This is a genomic window from Plantactinospora sonchi (assembly GCF_036422035.1).
Taxonomy (GTDB): Bacteria; Actinomycetota; Actinomycetes; order Mycobacteriales; family Micromonosporaceae; genus Plantactinospora; species Plantactinospora sonchi.
In genome coordinates, this window is record NZ_JAZGQK010000023.1 from 67696 (window position 1) to 83351 (window position 15656).

General features: G+C 73.9%; 15 protein-coding genes and 2 riboswitches. Of the genes, 8 read left to right on the forward strand and 7 right to left on the reverse strand.

The genetic code is table 11. The features are described from left to right. The first annotated feature begins 51 nt into the window (after window positions 1–51). Entirely contained in the window at window positions 52–1164 is a 1113-nt protein-coding gene (locus tag V1633_RS25240; RefSeq protein ID WP_331216884.1) for an FG-GAP repeat domain-containing protein, read from the forward strand. A 109-nt stretch (window positions 1165–1273) separates the two neighbouring features. Next, complete coding sequence (locus V1633_RS25245; RefSeq protein WP_331216885.1) at window positions 1274–1837, forward strand: M15 family metallopeptidase; 564 nt, start codon at window positions 1274–1276, stop codon at window positions 1835–1837. A 68-nt stretch (window positions 1838–1905) separates the two neighbouring features. On the opposite strand, the gene V1633_RS25250 is transcribed toward V1633_RS25245, so the two are convergent. Further along, a complete protein-coding gene (locus V1633_RS25250) occupies window positions 1906–3825 on the reverse strand; it encodes an N-6 DNA methylase (RefSeq protein WP_331216886.1) in 1920 nt (639 codons plus the stop codon). 167 nt (window positions 3826–3992) lie between these two features. Here V1633_RS25250 and V1633_RS25255 point away from each other — a divergent pair, with 167 nt between their 5' ends. Then, entirely contained in the window at window positions 3993–4529 is a 537-nt protein-coding gene (locus V1633_RS25255; protein WP_331216887.1) for a TM2 domain-containing protein, read from the forward strand. Window positions 4530–4602: 73 nt separating this feature from the next. After that, the gene (locus V1633_RS25260; protein ID WP_331216888.1) at window positions 4603–4920 is read left to right on the forward strand and encodes a hypothetical protein; all 318 of its coding nucleotides are present in this window, start codon (window positions 4603–4605) and stop codon (window positions 4918–4920) included. Between the two features lie 145 nt (window positions 4921–5065). On the opposite strand, the gene V1633_RS25265 is transcribed toward V1633_RS25260, so the two are convergent. After that, window positions 5066–6523, reverse strand: coding sequence for a prenyltransferase/squalene oxidase repeat-containing protein (locus tag V1633_RS25265; RefSeq protein ID WP_331216889.1), 1458 nt, complete (start codon window positions 6521–6523; stop codon window positions 5066–5068). 104 nt (window positions 6524–6627) lie between these two features. Further along, window positions 6628–6756, reverse strand: a riboswitch (cobalamin riboswitch). 71 nt (window positions 6757–6827) lie between these two features. Next, window positions 6828–6968, forward strand: a riboswitch (cobalamin riboswitch). Window positions 6969–7063: 95 nt separating this feature from the next. Here V1633_RS25265 and V1633_RS25270 point away from each other — a divergent pair. Together V1633_RS25270 and V1633_RS25275 are read left to right on the forward strand one after the other, a co-directional pair. Beyond that, entirely contained in the window at window positions 7064–9955 is a 2892-nt protein-coding gene (locus tag V1633_RS25270) for a prenyltransferase/squalene oxidase repeat-containing protein (protein ID WP_331216890.1), read from the forward strand. Then, complete coding sequence (locus V1633_RS25275) at window positions 9955–11037, forward strand: hypothetical protein (RefSeq protein WP_331216891.1); 1083 nt, start codon at window positions 9955–9957, stop codon at window positions 11035–11037. Before V1633_RS25270 ends, V1633_RS25275 begins: the two co-directional genes overlap by 1 nt. Window positions 11038–11077: 40 nt before the next feature. Here V1633_RS25275 and V1633_RS25280 read toward each other — a convergent pair whose 3' ends face one another. Next, window positions 11078–11470, reverse strand: a complete 393-nt coding sequence (locus tag V1633_RS25280) for a VOC family protein (RefSeq protein WP_331216892.1) — start codon at window positions 11468–11470, stop codon at window positions 11078–11080. A 325-nt stretch (window positions 11471–11795) separates the two neighbouring features. Between V1633_RS25280 and V1633_RS25285 the strand changes: the two genes are divergently transcribed. Together V1633_RS25285 and V1633_RS25290 are read left to right on the forward strand one after the other, a co-directional pair. Then, entirely contained in the window at window positions 11796–11939 is a 144-nt protein-coding gene (locus V1633_RS25285) for a hypothetical protein (RefSeq protein WP_331216893.1), read from the forward strand. Continuing rightward, on the forward strand, window positions 11936–12160 hold the full coding sequence (locus V1633_RS25290) for a helix-turn-helix domain-containing protein (RefSeq protein ID WP_331216894.1): 225 nt from the start codon (window positions 11936–11938) through the stop codon (window positions 12158–12160). The genes V1633_RS25285 and V1633_RS25290 overlap by 4 nt, the downstream gene beginning before the upstream one ends. Window positions 12161–12430: 270 nt before the next feature. On the opposite strand, the gene hisG is transcribed toward V1633_RS25290, so the two are convergent. From hisG to V1633_RS25310, 4 genes are all read right to left on the reverse strand, one after another. Beyond that, entirely contained in the window at window positions 12431–13276 is an 846-nt protein-coding gene (hisG, locus tag V1633_RS25295; protein WP_331216895.1) for an ATP phosphoribosyltransferase, read from the reverse strand. Window positions 13277–13389: 113 nt separating this feature from the next. Beyond that, entirely contained in the window at window positions 13390–13653 is a 264-nt protein-coding gene (locus V1633_RS25300) for a phosphoribosyl-ATP diphosphatase (RefSeq protein WP_121159833.1), read from the reverse strand. A gap of 115 nt (window positions 13654–13768) precedes the next feature. Next, complete coding sequence (locus V1633_RS25305) at window positions 13769–15019, reverse strand: GerMN domain-containing protein (protein WP_331216896.1); 1251 nt, start codon at window positions 15017–15019, stop codon at window positions 13769–13771. Further along, window positions 15016–15606, reverse strand: coding sequence for a SigE family RNA polymerase sigma factor (locus V1633_RS25310; protein ID WP_331216897.1), 591 nt, complete (start codon window positions 15604–15606; stop codon window positions 15016–15018). Before V1633_RS25310 ends, V1633_RS25305 begins: the two co-directional genes overlap by 4 nt. Between the last annotated feature and the right edge of the window lie 50 nt (window positions 15607–15656).

Below are 15656 nucleotides of genomic sequence, written 5' to 3' on the forward strand. Positions count from 1 at the left end.
GGTCTCGGCGTGACCGTCTTGGGCAGCAGAGCCCTACGGAAGGAACGCCAGATGACACAGACGGCACGGGGGAGGCGGATTCTCCGCCTCGTCGCCGGAGCGCTCGCCGTGGCCACGGCCGCGGTGAGCCTGACGGTGGTGGACGCCGCCACCGCACCACCCGCGATCGCGGACAGCAGCATCGGCGGGCAGATCACCCGCTCGGAGGTGCTGGACCGGGCCCGGAACTGGTACGCCCGCCGGGAGAACTCCGACCTGACCTACAGCATGGAACTGAAGACCTGGGACGGGACCCGCTCGCGGCAGTACCGACGGGACTGCAGCGGCTTCGTCGACATGGCGTGGCACCTCGGATCCGATCCGAACACCCAGGGCCTGATGAGTTCCACCTACACGTACGCCATCAGTCGCGGCGAGCTGAAGCCGGGCGACCTGCTCAACGACGTGACCGACTCGGAGTCCGGGTATCCGTACCACGCCATCCTGTTCGGTGGCTGGGAGAACACCGCCAAGACCCGCTTCTGGTACTACAGCTTCGGCGGCACGCCGATCGACAAGGTGACCGGCGCCTCGTTCGGTGACTCCCGGCTGTCCGGCCACCCGACGTCGGAGTACCAGGCCCGTCGATACCAGAAGATCATCGACGACCCGGTACCGGTACCCGACGTGTTCGGGGTGTCCGGTGACTTCAGCGGTGACGGCAAGGACGACATCGTCACCCGTAGCGGCAGCGGCGAACTCTGGCTGTACAAGGGCACCGGCAACGCCACCACCGACGCCGTCGTCACCCTCCCCCGGGTCCGCATCGGCATCGACTGGGAACACATGACCGCGATCGTCGCCGGAGACTTCACCAACGACAACAAGGCCGACATCATCGCCCGCGACAGCGACGGCGAAATGTGGCTCTACCGAGGAACCGGCAACGCCACCACCGACGCCGTCGTCACCCTCCCCCGCATCCGCATCGGCACCGGCTGGCAGTCACTCAACGCCATCAGCGCCGGAGACCTCACCAACGACGGCAAAGCCGACCTCATCGGCCGCGACAACGACGGCCAACTCTGGCTCTACCCCGGCACCGGAAACGCCACCACCGACACCGTCGTCAAACCACGACTCCGCATCGGCATCGACTGGCAGTTCATGAACATCATCACCTGACCAGGACAGATGGGCGGGCCGGCGGCCACCGACAAGGGCGGGCCGGCGACGGATCGGCGGGGGCACGGCGGATGCCGCGCCCCCGCCGCTTCCCGGGTTGGAAGAGGCTGTGACAGATCAGGACGCGGTACCACCGGCATCGGATCCGACAACCGGCGTCGGGTCTCTGGAGTGCGGCGAGCCGCTCGTCGACCTGGCCGAGGTGCCGGCGCTGCGGGTCCGCCCGGCGGCGGGCAATCCGCCGATCCGGCTACGGCTGACCGTCGTCGACGGCATCGTCGCCGCCCAGGCCCTGCTTCCACCACAGGTTCGGCTACTGGTGGTGGACGGCTACCGATCGGCGACCGTGGAGGCGGGACACGTGGAGCACGGGCGACCCGACGCGACGTCGCACCGCACCGGCGGCGAGGCCGACCTGACCCTGTGTGACCAGGGTGGCCGGGAACTCTGGCTGGGCTCCGAGGTGTACGCCGTCCGGCACCGGGCGGCCGGGGCCCGGCTCACCGACGACGGCCACCTCCGTCGGACGTTGCTGCGGGCCGCGTTGACGACCGTCGGCATGGTCGGCTCGCCCACCGCGTGGTGGCACTGGTCGTACGGCAACCGGTTCTGGGCCCACGCCATCCGGGCCGGAATCGCGCCGTACGAGGAGATCGGTGCCGCCGAGCCGTGAACCCGCCGGACCCGACGGTCGCCGAGCCCACGACCTGCCCGGCACCGTTTCGCGGGTGACGACCGGCGTCATCCGGCGGGCTGGTCGGGGCGTACGGTGCCGCGGGCGAGTCCGTCGGCGGTGAGCCGGATCAGTTCCTCACCCAGCCCCGCCACCTGTCGGATCGCCGCCTCGAAGGCGTCCAGCCGCTGGTACGCCGCCCCCTGGACGCGCTGCTCGTCGAGCGGCAGACGGCGTACCCGGGCTCGTCGGATGTCGAACCGCAGGGTTCCGGAGAGGCTGCCGGTCTGCTTCTCGTTCGCCGAGGTGCGCAGCTGCCCGGCAAGGAACCACGGGTCCAGCACCGTCGGGTCGGGCCGGAGCAGATAGAGGTTGCGGCCGAGCACCGTCCCCTCGACGGTGACCACCCGGGCGGTGAGCCGGGGCGAGACCAGCGGCACCACCACGTCTCCGGCCCGCAGCGGGATCCGCCGGCCGAGCCGCTCGACGTCGCGTCCGGAGGCGTCCGTGGCGCCGACCACGTCCGCGACGGTCAGCACCGGGGACCCGTCGTCACCCGCCGTCGGGGCGCCGTCGCCGCGGACCGGGCTGAACAGCCGCACCGCCCCGGCGCGGACCAACTCGGTGACGGTGACGGTTCGCGGCGCGGTCCCGACGTCCGGTTCGACCGTCACCGTCGGCACCAGCGCCGGCAGGTCGCCGACGAGGGCGGCGAGCCTTTCGGCGGTGCGTACCAGGTGGGCGGTGCAGGCCGCGTCGTCGGCCGCCGGTTGCCGGCGGGCCGGGGTGAGGTCGACGTTGTCGTCGAGCAGTTCGATGACCGGTACCGCGCGGGCGAAGCCGGCCTCCCCGACCTCGGCGTCGGGTCCGGCACTGAAGGCCCGGAAGGCGTCCAGCACCTTCGGGTACGTCTCCGTCGGCTCGCCGTCGGTCGCGTCGACCAGCAGCGTGCGTGCCGGTAGCGGCTCGTCGCCGGCGGGCCGCCGCAGCACCCACAGGTGCAGCGGTACGCCGTACGGGGCGGCCACCCCGGCGGGCAGCGCGACCACGGCCCGGAGCGCGCCGGTACGCAGCAGGGCAGCCCGGATCCGCCGCCCGGGCCGCCGGCTCGCCACCGCCGGTGGCATCAGCAGGACGGCGTGCCCGCCGGACCGCAGGTGGGCGAGGGCGTGTCCGACCCAGGCCAGTTCCGGTTCGGTGCGGGGCGGCAGGCCGTGGTCCCAGCGCGGGTCGGTCGGGTCGAGGTCCTCGTGTCCCCAACCGCTGGAGCCGAACGGGGGGTGGCAGACGACGGCGTCCACGGTCCGGTCGGTGAAGGCGTCGGCGCGCAGGGAGTCCCCGGGAAGCACCTCCCCGGGTACGTCCCGCAGCGCCAGCCAGAGTCCGGCCAGCCGGGCGAGAGACCCGTCGAGTTCCTGTCCGTACGCCTCGGTGCAGCCGGCCCGGACGGCGGCCCGCAGCGTGGCCCCGGACCCGCAGGCCGGATCGAGTACGGTGCCACCGTCGACGCCGGTCAGCGCGACCATCAGGTCGGCGACGTCGTCCGGGGTGGCCCAGGAGCGTCCCGGTCCGGGCGTGGCGAACCGCTGCCACAGCTCGTCGAAGCTGGCCCGTGGGCCCAGTTCGTCAACGAGTGCGCCGATCTCGGGGCCGACCGGGGCGAGGTACGGCGCGACCTGGCCGGGTTCGGGGTGCTCGCCCCGGTGCCGGGCGAGCAGCAGCGTACCGGCGGCGACGAGGGCGGCGGACGGGCTGTCTCCGGCGGCGAGCCGTCGCCAGAGCCGGTCCACAGGGGACAATCCGGGGAGTTTGCCCTGCGCGCGGAGCCACCGCTCCACCTGGAGCAGGTCGAACTCGGGACTGGCCGGGGCACCGCGCAGAGGCGTAGGGAAGTCGGCGTGGCGCTTGCGCCAGTTGCTCACCGCGGCGCGTCCGACTCCGGCGAGGCGGGCGATCTCCGCTGCCGTGACCGTCGGGTTCTCCTGCACCTCAGCAGTGTGTCACATCTGTCGATCATCATGACCGTTGACATGATTCACAGAGGCGACGTAGCACACCGTCTCCGGCTGCCGCCGCGTCCGGCACGCCCGACGGCGGGCATCAACGACCGAACAGCCGGTGACCGTGGAGCCGGCGGGACGGTGACACTGGGCGAGTGACCGATTCCGCCTCTCCCCCGGGGTGGCAGCCGGGACATCGCGGCCACCAGCCGACGTACCGGGACGAGCCACACCCCACGCTTCCGCTGAGCCTGCCGGTGCCGCTGTCGCCGAGCCCCGGGCCCGACCCGACCCTCTCCTTTCCGGCCACCGCGTCCTACCCGCCGCCCGGGATGTATCCACCGCCGGCTCCACCACCGGGCGGCGAACTGGTGCCGGTGCCGGCACCCGTGCCGATCGTGGTGGTCGTACCGCAGAAGTCCGCCGGGGCGGCGGTCGCCCTGGAGCTCGTCCTCGGCTTCCTCGGCATCTTCGGCCTCGGCAACCTGTACGCCGGCCGGATCGCGACCGGCATCCTGCTGATGATCAGCTTCTGGGTGCTGTTCTGGCTCAACGTGGTACTGATGTTCCTGGTCATCGGCCTGGTGACGATGCCGCTCACCTGGCTGACGTACATGGTCATGGCGCCACTGCTCGCCGCCGGGGGCGTCAGCACGCACAACGCCCGGGTCCTCGCCGGGCTACAGCCCTGAGCGGTACCACCACGGCACCGTCGGAATTCAGCTTCGGCATTGTGTGCTGGCGGCCGCCTCCGATGATGGAGGCATGACGGCTACCCGACGTTGGGTCATCTTCTTCGTCTGCCTGTCCTTCACCGTGGCGGCCGGGCTCGCGACCGTCTTCTTCGGACTGTCGGGGCTGGAGGCGGCGGGCTGGGTCGCCGGCGTGGTCTCCGGAGCGGCCGGGGTCGCCGCGGCCGTGATGGTGTGGCCACGGCGTGCCGGGTCGCCACCGCCGGACCGTCCCGACCAGCGCCCGCAGCCGACTCCGCACGGCCCGCGCGCCATCGTGGTCGACGGCGAGCTGCGCGGGATCGCCTCGACCGGCGACAACGCGTCGATCGTCCAGCACCGGGACGGGTAGCCCCGCCGCCGGTGGACGTGGAGCCTCGGGACCGACCGACCCACCGGAAACCGGCCCGGCGGAACGAACGTGGACCACCGGGCGCCCGGCGGAACGACGGGCAACCGCCGCCCCGCCGGGACCTTCCTGGTCGGCCGGACGAGGGTCAGCTGCCGTAGCGCAGCGAGACGGTGTCGCCGAGGTTGACCACACTGTCCCGGTTCGCCGGGGCCTCCGCACCGCCGTCGACACCGAACCGCCAGCTCGTACCGCCGGTGTTGCCGACCCCGTTGATCGAGGTGACGGTACCGCCGCCGGAGGCGGGGGCGTGGCCGGTGACGCAGCCCGCCGGGGCGGCGGCACCGCCGGCAGCCGCGTCGAGGACCGCGCCGAGCGTGGTCGTGGCGCCGGTCGGGGTGACCCGGACCGCGCAGACCCGCAGACCGGTCGACGTACCAGCGTCGACGACAACCGCGACGGTGCTGGCCTGTCCCGGGGTGAACCCGGTGCTGGCGACCCAGCGGGGGGTGCCGGCGGTGACCGGCGTGGGCGGCGCGGCGGTGAAGCCGCCGCCGGCCAGCGCCCGGACGGCGTCGATCGACGGGTAGGCGGTCGCCCCGGTGCTGCTCGGCTGGTACCGGAACCCACCGCCAGGCAGGACCTGCAGGGTACGGAGGAAGTCGACCGGGGTCTTCCCCGCCGTCGTGGTGAACTCGGTGCCCTGGCTCGGGAAGCCGCAGGCGTTCAGCCCGGAGACCGCCCAGCCGTTGGAGTTGGCGTTCGGCCCGAACAGGGCGGTGAACGCGCCGGAGGCGTTCACCAGTTTCCGCTTGAGGAAGTTCTTCCCGGCCTGCACCGCCGCGTCGGTGTTCGGGACGCCGCCGGAGCAGAGCGCGGCGAGGGCGGCACCGGTCATGTCGATGTCGCTGGTCGCGGCGAGCTGGCTCGGGTTGCCCTCGGCCTTGCCGAAGTTCCAGCCCCCGTCGGTGTGCTGGTTGGCGCGTACCACGCTGATCGACGCGTCGAGCAGCCGCTGGGGCACCCGCCTCGCCCCGGTGCTGGTCTTCGCCCCGGCGAGGGCGAGCAGGCCGAAGATGGTCCCGTTGAACAGGCCCGACGGTCCCCAGTAGCCGGGTTCGGTCGGCTGCCAGTACGAGGCCACGTCCGCGATCAGGTTCCGGCCGGCCGAGACCCGGGCCGGGTCGATCCCGGCGGCGTACGTGTTGAGCACCGCCCGCTGGTAGTCGGTGGCGACCGGGGCGGCGCCCGGCCAGGCGGGGTCGGCGAGCAGGCCCCGGTAGACGGTGCGGGCGTCGCGGCTGGTGTCGCCGCCCGGGGTGAGGTCGACGACGGCGACCCCGGCGGCGGCGAACGCGCTGAACGCCCACTCGTTCGACAGGCCGGCTCCGGCGAAGCCGCCGTCGGCCCGTTGCAGGGTCTTCAGGTACGCCACCCCGCTGGTCACCGCGCTGGTGACCTGGGTCGGGGTGGAGGTGGCCCGTGCGGTGGACGGGGCGAGCAGCACCGTGCAGAGCACACCGGCCAGGCCGGCGGTGAACAGTCGTCGGCCGGTTCGTGGCGGCCGTGGGGTACGGGACGGGGTGGCGGGTACGCCGCGGGTCATCGTTCGGACTCCTCTGGATGGGGGTCGACGAGTCGCCCCGTGCCGGAGTGCCCCTGGGCCACCGCGGAAGGAGGCGGTCGCCGCCCGGTCGCGTGGTCGGGATCCGCAGTACTGCACCACCGCAGGGCATTCGGGCTCGGGACGACGAGGACCGGCCTCGTACCGTCTCCTACCGTTGCGCGTCAGCTCCGGACTTCCACCGGATTCCCCCACGCGGTGACCCAGGGACGGTAGCGCACACCGGTCCCGCCGTCTGTAGTGACAGTGGACACTGCCCGGCGCCGTGCCCGGCGTTGACCTGCGACACCGCGCTGTGTTCAGATGTCGGCGCTCCACCCGTCCAGTACTCGCAGGGGAAGCCGGTCAAAACCCGGCACTGGCCCGCAACCGTAGGTCCGTCACCCGACGGACGAGTCGGATTACCTGCGCTGGACCACCACCGCAAGCGCCGTCGAGGTCCACGGCGCGGGATCGGCGCTCCTGGTCTCCACCGGGTGGGCCCGAGCATCCCGCTCCGGCCGCCGCTCCAGGAGGCCCGTCATGAGCCCCGCTCCCGCCCCTACCGTCCCCCTCACCCCCGTTCCCACCCGGCGTCGGCCGCGGTCTGTCCGGCGTCGGCTACGGGCGTCGCTGGCCGGCCTGGTCGCCGTCCTGGCGGCCGCGACGGCCGCCCTGGTCGGGTTCACCGTCGCGGTGGCGGCGGAGCCGGTGAACCTCGTCGGATCCGCCGGCCCGGTCGGCGACTGCACCCCCACCCGGGGCGCGGTCGTCGCCGTCGACTTCGGCCCGTGGGATGGGCCGGTGGTACGCGGCTGCGCCCTCTCCCCCACCAACGGCCTGGAACTGCTGCACCAGGCGGGATTCCGGACCACCGGCACCGTGCACGACGGTCCCGGCTTCGTCTGCCGGATCGGGAACCCGGAGTTCGACGACGCGACGGAGTACCCGACCCCGGCGCAGGAGGCGTGCCCGCAGACCCCGCCCGCCTCGGCGTACTGGTCGTACTGGCTGGCGCCGGCCGGTCAGGAGCACTGGACGTACAGCCCGCTCGGTGCGCTGTCCCACGTACCGGCGCCGGGCGAGGTCGAGGCGTGGGTCTTCGGGGGCACCGAGATCGGCGGCGCGGGCGGTCAGCCGTCCTTCAGCCCGGCCTCGGTGCGAGCCACCGGCCCCGGCGGCGGTGACCCGACCGACGCACCGACCGGCACGCCGACCCCGAGCGGGCAGCCGTCGGATCCGCCGGCCGGCGACGCCGTGGCCCGGGGTGCGGCGTACCTGGTGGGCCAGCTGACCGACGGCGACCACGTCTTCAACGAGGTCGGCGGATTCCCCGACCACACCCGTACCTTCCAGGTCGGGATCGCGTTGGCCGCCGCCGGGAGCCAGGACGCCGCACTGCGCCGGGTCGTCGACCACCTGGCCGCGCACGTCGACACGTACGCCTACCCGGACGGGACCGGCTCCCCGCCGAACTCGGCGGCGGTGGCCCAGCTCTCCCTGCTCGCCGAGATCGTCGGTCGGGACGCCACCGGCTTCGGGGGCCGCGACCTGCCCGGCACGCTGCTGGACAACGTCTGCGCGGAGGCGGGCAGCCTCGGCAACTGCACCGCGCCCGGGGACTTCCACGGGATCGCCGCGCCGGTGCCGCAGGCGATCGGCGTACTCGCGCTGGCCAGGGCCGGAGTCGAGGTGCCGGTGTCGGCCGTCGACCGGCTGCGCCAGTTGCAGTGCGCCGACGGTGGATTCGCCGGTTCACTGATCCTGCCCGGCGACTGGTGCGAGTCGGAGGTCGGCACGACCGGCTTCGTGGCGCAGGCGTTGAGTCTGGTCCCCGATGCCGCACCGGCGGTGGCGAAGGCGAAGGACTACCTGCTCGCCCAGCGGATGACCGACGGCGGCTTCCCGCCGTACCTCGGCGCGCCGGGCGGGGACACCGGCAGCACCGGCTCCGCCGTGCAGGCGCTGACCGCGCTCGGCGCGCCGGCCGCGGCGGCACCCGGACGGTCCTGGCTCGCCGCCCGCCAGCAGGAGGGCGGCGGGTTCGTCCCCGACGAGTTCACCCCGGACGTCGACCTGTACGCCAGCGTGCTCGCGGTACCGGCACTGGCCGGCGTCGACCTGGCGACCCTGGTCCACGACCCGACCGCGCCGAGCCCGTCGCCGAGCACGCCCGGCCCGGGCCCGAGCGGCAGCCCCGGCGGCACACCGACGGGTAACCCGCCGGCCGACCCGGGGCCGGACCTGACCCGGGGCGTGGCGTACCTTGTCGACCCGGTACGGCTGGTCGACGGGCACTACCACGAGACGCTGGCCGGATCGGGTTTCGCCGACTTCGGGCTCACCATCGACACCGGGTACGCACTCGCCGCGACCGGCGACGACGGCGCGCTGGCCCGGATGCTCCGGTTCCTCGACGGTTCGGGGCGGGACGGCAGCGGTCGCGGTGTGCTCGGCTGGACCGGCGTCGGCACCCCGTACGCCAGCGGTGGCTCGATCGGCAAGCTGGCACTGCTCGCCGAGGCGACCGGTCACGACCCCAGGAAATTCGCCGGCACGGACCTGATCGACGCTCTCGGCACGGCCATCTGCGCCGAGGCCAGCACCGGTACCGACCGCAGCTGTGCCGGGCCCGGCAACTACACCTACGCGACCTCGGTCTTCTCCCAGTCCCTCGGCATCATGGCCCAGGTACGGGCGGGTGACGTCGAGCGGGTGGCCGGGCCGGTGGCGTACCTGCGCGGGCTGCAGGCCCCGGACGGCTCGTGGCCGAGCCTGATCCCGGACACCGGCGACGCCGATGTGGACAGTACGGCGATCGCCGCGATGGCACTGGACCTGCTGCCCGGTGACGAGGACGCGGCGGCGGTCGGCAAGGCGCTGGACTGGATCGCCGCGCAACAGCGTCCGGACGGCGGTTTCCCGGGTGCCGCCGGCAACTCCACCAACTCGGCGGCCCTCGCCATCCAGGGTCTCAGCCTCGACCGGTCCCGCTACGGAGCGCAGGTCAGCCGGGCCCGGGCGTTCCTGGCGGCGCGGCAGAATCCCGACGGTGGGTTCGACGTCGCCTCGGACGGGCCGGACGGCTCCGACCTGCGGGCCTCGGTCCAGGCGCTCGGCGGGGCGGTCGGCACCTCGTTCGGGACGCTGTACCGGGACGTCACCACCGTCACCCCGGACCCGGACCCAGCGCCGGGCGGCTCCGGACCACCTGGTGACCACCCGTCCGGTAGCGGAGGCGGGCTCGCGCTGACCGGCGCCGACATCGGCCGACTGGGCTGGCTCGCGGCCGCGTTGATCGGCCTCGGCGGCGGACTGGTGCTGGCCACCAGCCGACGTCGCCGCCTGGTGACGGCAACCGACTCGTCCTCGACCTCCTCGCCGGATGCCGCGACGGCGCCCGCGACGGCCGCGGACCGGACGGAACGGAACTGATGGGCGCCCCGCAGGCCCGCTCGCGTCCCGGGCGGCAGCGACTCCGGCCGGCCGCCGGTCCCGTGGCCCTGTCGCCGGAGCGGCCCGCCAGGTGGCAGCCGCTCCGGCTGGTCGCCGCCGGCCTCGTGGCCCTGCTGGCGGTGCCGGTCGTCGGAGCCGGCCCGGCGTCGGCCGATCCGCTACCGGTCGACCGGTGCACCACCACCTCCGGCGTTGTCCTGGCCGTCGACTTCGGACACTGGGGAGGGCCGCTGCTGCGCTCCTGCGGCAGCACCCCCACGACCGGATACGAGCTGCTCAACCAGGGCGGCTGGCGGACCACCGGGACGGGGCACGACGGTCCGGCGTTCATCTGCCGGATCGGGTACAGCGGCCACCAGGGTGGTCGGCAGTACCCACCGCCGGAGGAGGAGGCGTGCGTGCTGACCCCGCCGGCGTCGGCGTACTGGTCGTACTGGCACGCCGACGCCGGCGCGGACACCTGGACGTACAGCCAGCTCGGGGCGATGAGTTACCGGCCCCGCCCCGGCAGCGTCGACCTGTGGATCTTCGGCGGCACCGACATCGGCGGCACGGTCGGGCGACCCGCGTTCTCCCCGGACACGGTGCGCGCACACAACCGCACCCCGACCGGTACGACGTCGCGGCCCACCGCACCGCGTCCCGGTGGCGGGGGTGACACCGGTCCGGACAGCCCCGCCGGACAGGCCGACGGCGGCACCGGAACCGACGGCACGACGGGTCGCCCCGACCAGGGTACGAACGACTTTCCGGCTCCGCCGGCCGGTACCGTTTCGACGCCGCCGTTCACCGGTCCGACGCCGGACGCCGCGCTCGACGGTTCGGTGCCGCCGTCGAACGCGGCGTCGCTGGGCGTCCCGTCGCCAGGCACCGCGTCAGGGGGCGCCGCCGGACCCCGGGTCGTCGACGCCGCGCCGGTCGCGCCGCACCGTACCGGCGGCGGCTCGGTGCTGCCGGTCGTCGCGGGCGTCGCCCTGGTCGGGCTGCTCGCGGCCGGCGGCGCCTACACGGCCCGGCGTCGCCGGCCGCACCGACTGACGCCCGGTCGAGACGCGGCCTGACGCCCGGTCGGTGGTCGGGCCCGACTCGTCGCGGTGGCGGTCAGGCCGGTCCGAGCAGATCCCACCGGTTGCCGGCGATGTCCAGGAAGACCGCCACCCGGCCGTACGGCTCGGCACGCGGGGCGGTCACGAACTCGACGCCGGCGGCGGTCATCCGGGCATGGGCGGCGGAGAAGTCGTCGACCCGGAGGAAGAACCCGACCCGGCCCGCCGCCTGGTCACCGACCGCGCCGTGCTGCCGCTCCCCGTCGGCGCGGGCGAGCAGGATCCCGGTCTGCGCGCCGGGTGGCCGGACCACCACCCACCGCTTCGGACGGCCGTCGTTGGTCAGCGACGGCGAGTCCTCGACCAGTTCGAAGCCGAGGGCAGTGGTGAAGAACTCGATCGCCGGGTCGTACTCCTCGACGATCACTGTCACGAGTTCGATCCGCATCCGGACGAGACTAGGGGTTCGGTCACCGGCACCGGGCGCGGGGCGAAAACCTGTGACGGGCCGGGACGGACCTCGACGATAGGGTGCCGAGGAGCCCCTCCGTCCCGGCCCCGTAGGGAAGAGCGTTCCGGGGCGCCGTGGTGTTACCCGACCGTCGGGCCATCCAGGACGTCGGGCGCGGAACAGCCCGGGGACGGGTCCGGCTCCGCCGGGTAGGCTTCTCCGCACAGCCTGGCGCCGGGCACGGCGGAGACGTTCCACCGCTCCGGGCCGGTCGTCTCCCGGGGCCGGAGGGCCCGGGCGGACGTACGCGAGGAGCCGCCTGATGAGCCGGCAGTCCACGGAGGTCGCGGATCCCGGCCGTACCGAGGACCTGCTGACGCTCGCCCGGTTGTCGCTCCGGCCCGACGCGGTGCGCACCATCCTCGACTGGCTCGGACAGCGCACCCGGGGAACCGTTCTGCGTTGACCCGGGCCGACCGGTCGGTCATGATCGACACGGTCCGGGCCTGGCTGGACGCGGACACCCATCTGGTCACGACCTCGACCGCACTCGGCATCTCGCCCTCGGCCACCCGGAAACGACTCGTCCGGGCCGAGCAGGCGCTGGGACGTTCGCTGCTGCACGCGCCGAACGCCCGACACGAACTCTGGCTCGCCATCCGGGCGCTCGACCTGGCCACCGGCTGACCCGCCGGAAACCGTCGACGGCGGACCGGTCGTCCACTGTGCGGGAGCACACCGTGGACGGGGTCGCTGTGCGGATTATCCCTCGCGTCGACGTACCCCGGCGGCCTACCGTGGTCCTGCACCACGTGGGCCAGGAGGGGGACGACCACCGTCTGCCGCTACTTCCGTCCCCCGGGACGTCAAGGACAGACAGTGGCCGTGGCCGCGCTGACCGGCCCGCCCCGGCGGGCCGGTCCCGGGGCACCCAGACCCCGGGCCGGCGCCGGCCGGTCAGAGTCGGCAGGCGTGGATGTCGGTGACCAGGATCGCCCGGGCCCCGACCTCGTACAACTCGTCCATGATCCGGTGTACGTCGCGCCGCAGCACCATCGCCTGGACCGCCACCCACCCCTCGCGGTGCAGCGGCGAGATGGTCGGGGACTCGATCCCCGGGGTCAACGCGCTCGCCTTCTCCAGCAGATCGGCCCGGACGTCGTAGGCCAACATGACGTAACGGCGGGCCACCAGCACACCCTGCAACCGCCGGACGAGCTGGTCCACCTGGGGGTTGGCCGAGGCACCGGTGCGGCGGATCAGCACCGCCGACGAGCGCAGGATCGGCTCCCCGATGATCGCCAGGCCGGCCTGCCGAAGGGTGGCCCCGGTGGAGACCACGTCGGCGACCACGTCGGCGACGCCGAGGCGTACGGCGTTCTCCACCGCGCCGTCGAGCCGGATCACCTCGGCGTCGACGCCGCGCTCGGCGAGGTGCCGCTCCACCACCCCGGGATAGGCGGTGGCGATCCGACGGCCGGCGATCATGTCGACCGACGCCACGGTCTCCGGGCGGGCGGCGAACCAGAAGGTCGAGCCGCCGAAGTCCAGGTCGAGCGTCTCCTCTGCCGGGCTGGCCGAGTCGACCAGCAGGTCCCGGCCGGTGATCCCGAGATCGAGGTCGCCGGAGCCTACGTAGGTGGCGATGTCCCGGGGGCGCAGGTAGAAGAATTCGACGTCGTTGGCCTCGTCCCGGCAGACCAGGTCGCGGTCGTCGCCGCGCTGGCGGTAGCCCGCCTCACGCAGCATCTGCGTGGCGGGGCCGGAGAGGGTGCCCTTGTTGGGTATGGCGATGCGCAGCATCTGTCGGTGCTCCTCGCGGTCAGCGGAATGGACTGCCGGTCGACTGGCTCGGACTACGGTCAGCGGAATCGGACTGACGCACGCGTTCCCGGGACCGGGAGGCGGCGGGGCACTCACAGATGTCGGTACACGTCCTTGAGCTCCAGACCGGTGGCGAGCATCAGCACCTGGGCCTGGTAGAGCAGTTGGGAGATCTCCTCGGCGGCCCGTTCCGGACCTTCGTGCTCGGCGGCCATCCACGACTCGGCCGCCTCCTCGACGACCTTCTTGCCGATCGCGTGCACGCCGCGCTCCAGCGCGGCCACCGTCGCCGAGCCGGGGGTGCCGGCCGCGGCCTTGGCCTGCAGCTCGGCGAACAGCTCCTCGAACGTCTTCACGACATCGGATTCTCGCAGCCGGTCGGCCCGGCCCTGGCCGCCGGGTCCGGTTCCCGCCCACCAGGTGGACCGGCGGACGGCCCCCGACCCGTCCGCCGGTCCACCGTCGGCCGGTTCAGCGGACCGTCACCAGGTGGTCGTCGTGGTGCTGCTCGGTCCCGTCGGCCAGCGAGGTCGCGTACGCGGTCAGGGTGTACCGCCCCGGTGGCAGGGTGATCCGCAACCGCTTCTCCCCCTGGGCCGGCCCGGCGATCGACAACGTGACCACCTGCTCGTGTACGGTCCGGCCGTCCTGCTGGATCCGCAGTTGCGCGGTCGCCTCGGGCAGGATCCCCGCCAGGTGCACCTCGAAGGTGCTCCGGACGGTGTCCCCGTGCTGCGGCGAGATCAGCCACACCGGGGCGAGTACGTCGACCGCCGGTGCCCGGCGCAGCACCCCGGAGACGTCGACCCGGTCCCAGAGCCGGCCGACCGGGGCGCCGTCGAGCCGCAGCCGTACCCCGGTCACGCCGGGGGTCGCGGTGACCGTCCAGACCAGTTGCTGTACGGCGAGCCGCGCCCCGAGCGCGTCGGTGGTGTGCCGGGACACTCCGGTCAGGTCCACCGTGGCGACGCCGGCCCGGACCGACGCCCCGCGCAGGTCGGTCCCGGCCGGCCAGCCCGTACGGTGGTCCGGGTCGATGCCGGACGGGCCGTCGAGCATGTTCCGCACCGCCGCGGTGACCCGGTCCCGGGCCGAGCCGTCGCGCAGCCAGAGCCGGTGGAACTCCCGGTAGAGCCGGGGCCGGTCGACGGGGCCGCCCAGGTAGTAGACGGCGAGGTCGGCCCGCCGCTGGTCGGAGTCGGTACCCGTCGGCGCCGACGGTGCGACCGGGTCCGCCGTGGCCGGATCGGACGGGGCCGGGGCCGGGTCGGCGGAGCCCGGCGGGCTCGGCTGCGGCGGTGTGGTGGCCGACCCGGCGACCGGCGCGACGACCTGCTCCGGCGTGGCGGTCGGAAGCCCGCCGGCGAGTCCGACCGCCACTGCCGCCACGGTCAGTACGGCGACCGTCACCACTCCGGCGGCCACCGGCGACCAGCGCCGTCCGGCGAACGACGGCAGCACCCGGGCCGGGCTCGGCCACCGGCCGGCCGAGGCGTCCCGCCCGCCGTCCCGGATCCGACGCCGGATCTCCGGAAGCGCGTCCGGATCCGGTTCGATCCGCTCGGCGTGCGCCGCGAGGATCCGACGCAGTACCTCCTCGTCCGTCGGTCGCCGCTCATCGTCGGCGGCCCACCGGTTCTCCTCCGGTCCCGCTCCGTACCCGTCCACCGGTCGTCCCTCCCCGTCGGCCCCGTCGGCCCCACCGCTCGGTCGGATGTTCATGTCCGCGCTCCCCCCAGGCTCTGTTTCAGCGCGGCGAGGCCGCGGAAGGTGTGGCTCTTCACCGCGCCCCGGCTGACCCGCATCAGCTCGGCGGTCTCGGCCTCGGAGAGCTCCACGTAGTAGCGGAGGACGACCGCCTCCCGCTGCCGGGGCGGCAGGGCCCGCAACGCGGTGATCACCTCGTCGTGCCGGAGCAGGTCGAGGGCGCCGCTCTCCGCGCTCGGCGCGTCGCGCGCGGTCCGGTTCGTCGCGGCGTACGCCTCGGCGACCCGGCGGTGCCGCAGCGCCGACCGGCACCGGTTGACCACGCTGGTCCGCAGGTAGCAGAGCGCCCTGTCCGGGTCACGCAGCCGGGACCACCGGCCGTGCAACGCGACGTAGCCGTCCTGCACGATCTCCTCGGCCGCGCCCCGGTCGTGCAGGAGCAGCGTGGCGAGGCGTACCAGCGGCCGGTAGTGGGCGACGAAGAGCCGGGTGACCGCCTCGTCCGCCGTCCACTCCGGCGGAAGTCCGGAGTACGTCATGGTCCTCCCGCCGGGCGGGTCGGAGACCAGGTGGGTTGTCACGCAGAGGTGACGCGTGAACACCCGTCGCGGTTTACCGCCCGCCGTGTCGTCTTCCGATCCGACCTGTCAAT

Bases quoted from the DNA above. Each gene is read 5' to 3' on its own strand.
- V1633_RS25240 (WP_331216884.1), top strand. From the start codon at position 52: ATGACACAGACGGCACGGGGGAGGCGGATTCTCCGCCTCGTCGCCGGA.
- V1633_RS25260 (WP_331216888.1), top strand. From the start codon at position 4,603: ATGACGGCTACCCGACGTTGGGTCATCTTCTTCGTCTGCCTGTCCTTC.
- V1633_RS25265 (WP_331216889.1), bottom strand. From the start codon at position 6,523: ATGACCCGCGGCGTACCCGCCACCCCGTCCCGTACCCCACGGCCGCCA.
- V1633_RS25270 (WP_331216890.1), top strand. From the start codon at position 7,064: ATGAGCCCCGCTCCCGCCCCTACCGTCCCCCTCACCCCCGTTCCCACC.
- V1633_RS25275 (WP_331216891.1), top strand. From the start codon at position 9,955: ATGGGCGCCCCGCAGGCCCGCTCGCGTCCCGGGCGGCAGCGACTCCGG.
- V1633_RS25280 (WP_331216892.1), bottom strand. From the start codon at position 11,470: ATGCGGATCGAACTCGTGACAGTGATCGTCGAGGAGTACGACCCGGCG.
- V1633_RS25285 (WP_331216893.1), top strand. From the start codon at position 11,796: ATGAGCCGGCAGTCCACGGAGGTCGCGGATCCCGGCCGTACCGAGGAC.
- hisG (WP_331216895.1), bottom strand. From the start codon at position 13,276: ATGCTGCGCATCGCCATACCCAACAAGGGCACCCTCTCCGGCCCCGCC.
- V1633_RS25305 (WP_331216896.1), bottom strand. From the start codon at position 15,019: ATGAACATCCGACCGAGCGGTGGGGCCGACGGGGCCGACGGGGAGGGA.